Raw genomic sequence first — 7,287 nt, forward strand, 5'->3', positions numbered from 1 at the left:
GGCGCTGTATCGCGCGAAACGCGATCCGTTCCGCCGTCGACGAAGAGGAGCCGACACCCGGTGCACGGCCCCTGCTCACTTCGGAGGCTTGAAGCGAGGGGAATCCGGTGCTTCGTAGAGCTGGCCGTCGGGGGCGACGGCTCCTGCAAACGATCTGTCGGCGGGCACTTCCGTGCAGGCGAGACGTCCATCGGCTGTCTCTCCCACGAGACAGGTGGAGGTGGCGGCGAGCGCATTCCGCACGAGCGTGAAGTCTCCTCGTTCGGGCGCTCGAAAGCCGGGATCGCCCATGCGTCCGTGGCGTTCGAACTCGGCGAGCTGCTCAAATGCCGGCGGGAAGCCGTCGTTGCTGACGTCATGATCGAATGCGCTGCGGAGGACGGGCATGTCTTGGCCGCGCTCGTCCATGGGCAGCCAGCGGAAACAGTCGAAGAACGGAACGCTTCCCTTCGCACCCGCGTATCGGCCGAGATCGTCGGCCCTGACGAACTCCCGGCCGCAAGCGGCCGCGTCGAACACCTCCGGCCTTATCTTGCAGAGCTCGATCTCGTAGCCCGCACGGCCCGGTTCGCAGAATGAGATGGCGTTGTTCCAGTGCCGCAGGTTGGCGGCGGCGCCGATGCCGGTCACGGGGGAGCGCAAGGACCAGCTGTTGTTGAAGACGTAGATCGGACCCCGCATCGCGTAGCGGAACGTGTCGGGCGCCGCCCCTTTCGCCGGCAGGGCCAACTTGATGACACGCCCCGCGACGCTCGCCTCGCAGGATTGCTCCAACGGATCCATCCAATCGACACGACCGGTCGCATCGATCTCTTCGACCCCGACCGGCAGCCAGCGGACCTTGAGATAGTCGAACCGGCGGTCGAGCTTGGGGTCGAAGCCTGCCTCAGGCGCGGGCTTCGGGACGGGCCGGCGCAGGCAGGGCGGGCCGCCGGGCGCCGAGGGTGACCAAGCGAGAGCCGGCATGTCGTCGAACCAGCCGCGGTTGCCGTAGACATAGATCGGGCCACCGCCCATGTCGTCGAACGAGAACCAGGCGTGGGCGTTGTGGATGCGGTTCCGGAAGATGTGCGCGTCCGTCGCCCAGGTCTCGAGTTCGACCGGGTTGTCGCGCACATAGGAAAACAGGTTCTCGTAGATCCACACATGCGCGTTGAAGGGGCACGAGGCTGGCGAGAGCCCGGATGCCGGCAGGTCCTCGCACCCGCTCGCCTTCAGCCGCACGCCGTTATAGGCGGCCAGAACCTTGTTGCGGCGGAAGACGATGGGTCCCTGGAGGTCGCTGCCTCCGAGAAGCGCGCCATTGAAGTGCTCGTAGACGCCGTGGTGGCTGACGCCCCAGGGAATGCTCCGCCACATCATGCCCGGGCAACCCAGCTCCGTCGTGCGGCCGTCGCGGCAACGAAAGGGGCCGCCACGGGTCAAGCTGGTCTCGTCGAAGCCGCTCGTATCCTGCACCCAGGTCACGTCCTCGACGGTGACATCGTCGGAAGGACGGTCCGCTCTCCCCCTTGCGGCCAGACCGTAGCTGCTCCCGATCACGAGCGAGCGCCGGAGCGTGATGCGCCGGCTGCCGAGGGCGCGAATTGCGGCCAGCCAGCAATCCTGGAAGGTCAGGTCCTCGATGACGACGCCATCGACGCGGTCGAGGTCAAGGCAGGCTGCATCGGCAAGCCTCCCACTCTTCCCGATCGGAATCGCAGGCCGCGAATTGATCGCCTGAGACCCCCCTTCCGGCAGAGAACTCGTGGACGCCAACAAGGTGGCGAACAAATCGGGCTTCCGTGGTGCGGAGAGGACAGCATAAAGATCACCGCAGGATCGCTCGGCGCTATCCTCCGGCATGGGGCAGTCGCGGATCTGTTCGACAGACCTCCCGATCATGCGCGTCCGCGTGCCCAGTCCTTTGATCGCGATCAACGAAGGGCCACGGCTCGTCTTCTGCGAGAGCACGACGCGCTCGCGATACAATGTGATCGCGGCAGGATCCGGACTATCCAGCAGGAGCTGCACGGTATCGCCCGGCAGGACAGCACGCATGGTCAACGAGGAGAAAGCCTCCGTCCGTTCAGCGACCACGCTGCCGTCGGCCGCATATCCGGGCCCCGCGCCGGTTGGTGTCACGAAAACAGTCTTCGCAGCCGCCCCTTGTGATACCAGGAAGCTGAACGCAATGGCGACTGCAAACCGGAGCCCAGCTCCGCCTGACCGCAGCCGGGGCTGGTCTGTCTGCATCCTTTCGCAACGGCCATGCAATCGCGGCCCCGGTGATGCGGCATGCATCTGCACCCTCGTGTTTGAGTGCCTGAAGACGAGCGCTATGGTTTCGGATGGGAGGATGATCTTGGCTTATTCAGCCGGCACTTCCGCAATTTCCTTTCTCTCTGCCGTCGCGTTCTTGTGGGCTTCGAATGCATCTCGGTACCCGCGCGCAACGGCGCGGACACCGCGACCGATGTCGTCGTAGACGTCGTCGGGCAAGTTCGCGAGTGAGACGCGCAAGGACCAATTCGGTGCTTCGAAGCCACCGCCGTTGAGAAGCACGATTCCGTGGACCTCTGCCAAACGGAAGGCGAGATCGAGGGGGTGTACGTTGCGTTTTAGGTATTCGACGGCCTCATCTCCGATGTTCTTCCGGGCCCAGAACTCGAAATCGATCAAACCGTAATAGGCATCGAAATTGGGGTTCGGGGTGAGCGTGAGCCCCAGGCCCTCAATCATCGACCAGACACGCCGGTTGACGATTTCCATACAGGCGGCCTGATAGGCCTTCTGCTCATCCATCAACTCGGCCAGCGAGAAGAGACTCATCATTACCTGCTGCGGCAGGGAGAGTCCGGCCGTGTGGTTGAGCGCCACATCGCGGCTATCGGCAACGATACGGTCGATGAATTTGAGCTTTCGCGGCTCAAGCGTCATGGGGCCATAGCGCTTGTCGAGGGCGGTCGTCTCCGCCGCTGGCAACTCGGCGATGTTCTTGTCGAAGATGTTGTCTTCGTGGATGGCAATGACGCCGAGGCGCCAGCCCGTGCAGCCGAAGTACTTTGAGTAGGAATACACCCCAATTGTATTCTGTGGCAGTTCGGCCATCAGAGATCGGAACCCATGAACAAAGGTTCCGTAGACATCATCGGTCAGGATCATCAGATCGGGCCGTTTGGTTTTCACGAGCTTGGTGATCTTCGCAACCGTCTCCTCGCTCATGGCGACGCCAGTTGGATTGCCGGGGTTGACGACGAAGAAGGCCTTGATCTTCGGGTTAAGAAGCTTGTTGATCTCGTCGTCCGTGAACTGGAATCTATTCTCCTGCGGCGCCTTGATGTGCACGACGTCGAGAGCATAGTCCTCGAGGTGGGTCATCTCGAGATAAGGCGTGAAGATCGGTGTCCCCAGCGCGATCGTGTCCCCCGGAAGCAGCAGCCGATTGGCTTTCAGTGCCTTGAAGAGGTAGCACATTGCCGCGGTTCCGCCCTCGACTGCGTAGAGGTCGAACTTGCCGGCAGGCTTATTCGTCCCGCACATGGCCCACATCAGGTATTCATGTACGATGCGCTCGTTGTGAACGAGCATGCGGTCCGGCACGGGGTAATTGTCGCCAATGATCGAGTCGACGAGTTCGTGCACGAACGCGTTCGGCTCGAAACCGAAGGTCGTCACTGCGTAGGGGACTATCGCGGACAGGAAGGAGGCGCCCGGCATCCCGGAATGTTCCGCAAGCCAGGCCTCCAAACGGCCAGCGATGCCGGCCGCCTGAGGCATTCCGCCGAGGCCCGCAGGATGGCTCATCACGCGCTTGCTCTCACCCACGCTGAACTGGCCAAGCAGAAAGAAGGCCTCGCGCGGCGCGGTGGCGACCCAGTTGGGATTGCCCCGCCCGGCGTTGAGAAACGCCGACTGAGTTCTCTTTGACGTCCCCTTGGCGAGCTTGATCAGCTCATCTTTTATCTCGAATGGACTTAGGGACTCAAAGTCTTTGAGATTAAGCGTGCTCGTCATAGAAATACTCCTGTATGCAAGATATATTTATGAAGCAAGAAGTACGATGACCATTCCGTAGATGGTCAGGACGGTGTTGCCGACCGCGTAAGGCATCCCGTAGCCGAGTGCCGGGATTTTGCTCTTCGCGCTCTCCTGGATCATGCCGAGGGCTGCGGTTGTCGTCCTGGCACCAGCGCACGCGCCGAAGAGGATCGCTGGGTGAAACTTGAAGAGGTAATATCCGATATAGACCGAGAGGATCATCGGTACGGAGGTCGCCACGGCGCCCCAGAGGAACAGGTTCAGGCCGACCGCCTTCAGCCCGGCAACGAATCCGGGCCCGGCCGTGATGCCGACGACGGCGATGAAAACGTTCAGCCCGAGCGTATTCATCAGCCACAGAGCCGGCCCTGGGATGCGGCCGAAGACGGGGCGAATGGTCCTGAGCCAACCCAGCAGCAATCCCGCCAGCAACGCACCGCCCGAGGTGGAGAGGCTGATCGGAATGCCCCCGATCTTGTAGCTCAAAGCTCCAACCAAGCCGCCGAGCACGATCCCGGCTCCGAGGAATGCCACATCGGTCGCCTCCACCGGCCGATCCGGATAGCCGAGGTGCTGAATGGCCAACTCAATGTGGCGCCGACTTCCCACGAGGGTCAGGATGTCTCCGCGCAGGACCTGCGTTCCCGGCAAGACCGGGATCTCGATCATGTTCCGGGTGATCTTGCGCAGGTAGACGCCGCGTGCCCATTCGCTCTCGGAGTGCTCCTGGAGAGTCATTCCGCCGATCTTCTTGTTGGTCACGAAGACGTCGACGACTTCCGCGGGCACATCGAGAAGCTCACGATCTTGCACCTCTTCGAGAACCGGGTTGATCGACTCGACGAGGTGCTCACGGCGGCCGGAAATTGCGACGATATCACCGGGCTGCAGCACGGTGGTGGCGTCCGCCTCGATGATCTCCCTTCCGCGACGCAGGCGCTCGACGAAAACCCGCATTCGCGGCCAGACATTCTTGAGGGGCTGGCCGGCGATGGTGCGGTCGTCCGAGACGCGGTAGGCCCGCAGCTCGATGTAGCGGTAGGCGGAGGCAAGGCCTGGCTCAAGGCTCGGGCTACCGCCCATCTTCGCCTCGTAGTCCTTGCAAGCCTTTGCAAGATCAACACGAATCAACTTTGGCCCGAGCTGGGCCAGGATGATCGCCGATCCAATCGTTCCAAAGATGTACGTGACAGCATAGCCGATGGGGATCTGATCATTATAGATCTTCACCTGCTCGGGCGAGAGTCCAAGGCGCGAGATCTGGTCGGAAGCAACGCCGATCGAGGCCGAGATCGTCTGGGATCCCGCATACAGTCCAGCCGTGTATCCAAGATCGAGGCCCGCTACGCGGGCGCACAGGAGCGGCACGACCAAGCACAAGGCGAGGACGACGAGCGAGAAACCAATTTGTTTCGGGCCTTCCTTGGTCAATCCGCTCATGAATTGGGGGCCGACGCCGTAGCCGATGGCGAAGATGAACAGGATGAAGAAGGTCGCCTTGACGTTCGGCGAAATGGTGATGCCGAGTTGCCCGATGATCACGGCGGCCAGCAGGGTGGCCGTGACATTTCCGAGGCTGAAGCCAGCAACTTTTCGAGATCCGATCGAGAAGCCGATGGCCAGCGACAGGAATATCGCGAGTTCGGGATAGGTCCGCAGTGTGCCTACAAACCAGTCGATCATAGCCGCACTCCGTGCGCCCGGGCTGAAGGTTTGTGCAGCTTCAGCGATGTGACGGCCCAAAGAATAACGCTGAGCTAAGACCTGCGCTTGATCAGACGGGACAAATTGCAATTTCCGATAGCGCGACGCCGACGAAAGCCATCGATTTTTCCGCTGACGCCAACAATTTCTTAAAGAGCGGCCGCGGCATCAGCCATTGAACCGAGATTGACTGTCAGGGCCGATCTGGTTGTGGATTGATTGTTTTGCCGAGTTCCTATGCGCCCGGCGTTTCCGCCCTCGCTCCGAGCCACGGCATCACGCACGGGAAGAAAGGGCCCGGCGCGCGTTGCGCACATCACGATCATCAGCTTGCGAATGCCTCAGCGCGCTGCAGACGGTTTGCCGAACGCGCGCCGCAGGCGCTCGCCATGTCCCGGCGAAACGCGAAGATGAGGAACGATCAACGTCTGAAACGCTAAGGCAATTTGCTTGTACTCTTCCTCGCAGGTCTTGGCGCGCGCGGCCGGCAGATAATCTTTTTCGACGATGTAGCCATAGTGCCGCTTGTCCGAGCCATAGGCCAGGCAGGCGAGGTTGTAGAAGCGCTGCCAGGATAGACTATGTGCGTCTGCGAAGCTCCCACGGTCGATCGCCTCGTGTTTACCTAACGTTGCAAAGAAGTACGCGCTGCCGTTCACGACCGCGCGTGCGTCAGCGGGTGCCAGGTGGAGAAGGACCAGCGAGGCCACTTGATCCGCAGCATCCTCCTCTCGCCCGAGAACCGGGATCCGCAGGAGATCAAGCAGCGCATGGCTGCTCTCGTGGAAGAGAATCTGAACGACCGGGCCGCGAACGGCATCCTCTCGGGTCACGCCCGCCGGCGAAGTTGTATTCGGTGCGAGCCGTAGAATACTCGCGATGAGTTCGTAGCAGACAGTGACGCTGTGCGTCCGTGGATCATACCACGCATTGGGCTCGCCGGAGCATTCCTTGAAGCGGTAGGTCAGGCGCCTGGGCAGGCGGACGAGGCCGAAAGCCGCCGCGACCCGCTCCAGCACGTGTCGCTGTCGCACGCTTTCGTAGATCTCGCGGTGATCGGGTTGTTCTGGAGAATCGTACACAACGCTGATGTGGCGCCTGCCAGTATGCGCAGTGTCCTGTGCTGCGACGGTCATGGGAGACAGGAATGTGAGTAAAGGCGCAGCACTGAGGGCACGGAGTGCAGGATGTCGGCGGGCTTTCTGCATCGCCAAACCCCCATCGGACCGCTTGAAGACACATCCTTAGGCCGCTTGGATCGCGCGCAAGCATCGCTGCGTTCCGTGAACCACTGGGCGCTCGCCTGGAGCCTTGGTCGCCCCGGGCGACGCGGGCCGAGCCGAGTGCCATGCAGATGAGCCTCGATGATGTCCTACCCGGCCTCAATGGCTCAGCAGACTGCAGATGGGCTTCGTTCGCAGGATGTCTCGGGTCGCCCACGCGGATTCAGTCCCGCAGCCGCGCGTGACTGTGCCCGCCCACCACAGCAGGATACGCCTCATGCCGATTTCGGCCATGCGCTGCCGCGCGCTGTCTGCGCGTCGGTCAGTAGGCGCGGCAGGT

At 62.0% G+C, this 7,287-nt stretch carries 5 protein-coding genes; all 5 read right to left on the reverse strand.

The features are described from left to right. Window positions 1–75: 75 nt before the first annotated feature. Window positions 76–2,124, reverse strand: a complete 2,049-nt coding sequence (locus tag F6X53_RS26450) for a hypothetical protein (RefSeq protein ID WP_151003978.1) — start codon at window positions 2,122–2,124, stop codon at window positions 76–78. 225 nt (window positions 2,125–2,349) lie between these two features. Further along, the gene (aspD, locus tag F6X53_RS26455; RefSeq protein ID WP_151003980.1) at window positions 2,350–3,996 is read right to left on the reverse strand and encodes an aspartate 4-decarboxylase; all 1,647 of its coding nucleotides are present in this window, start codon (window positions 3,994–3,996) and stop codon (window positions 2,350–2,352) included. Window positions 3,997–4,023: 27 nt separating this feature from the next. Continuing rightward, a complete protein-coding gene (gene aspT, locus F6X53_RS26460; protein ID WP_151003982.1) occupies window positions 4,024–5,703 on the reverse strand; it encodes an aspartate-alanine antiporter in 1,680 nt (559 codons plus the stop codon). A 362-nt stretch (window positions 5,704–6,065) separates the two neighbouring features. Continuing rightward, entirely contained in the window at window positions 6,066–6,860 is a 795-nt protein-coding gene (locus tag F6X53_RS26465; protein WP_238298579.1) for a DUF4344 domain-containing metallopeptidase, read from the reverse strand. Between the two features lie 246 nt (window positions 6,861–7,106). Next, window positions 7,107–7,287 (reverse strand): hypothetical protein (locus F6X53_RS32945; protein ID WP_210386415.1); only part of this gene is annotated, 181 nt, incomplete at its 5' end.

The organism is Methylobacterium soli (genome assembly GCF_008806385.1).
GTDB lineage: Bacteria > Pseudomonadota > Alphaproteobacteria > Rhizobiales > Beijerinckiaceae > Methylobacterium > Methylobacterium soli.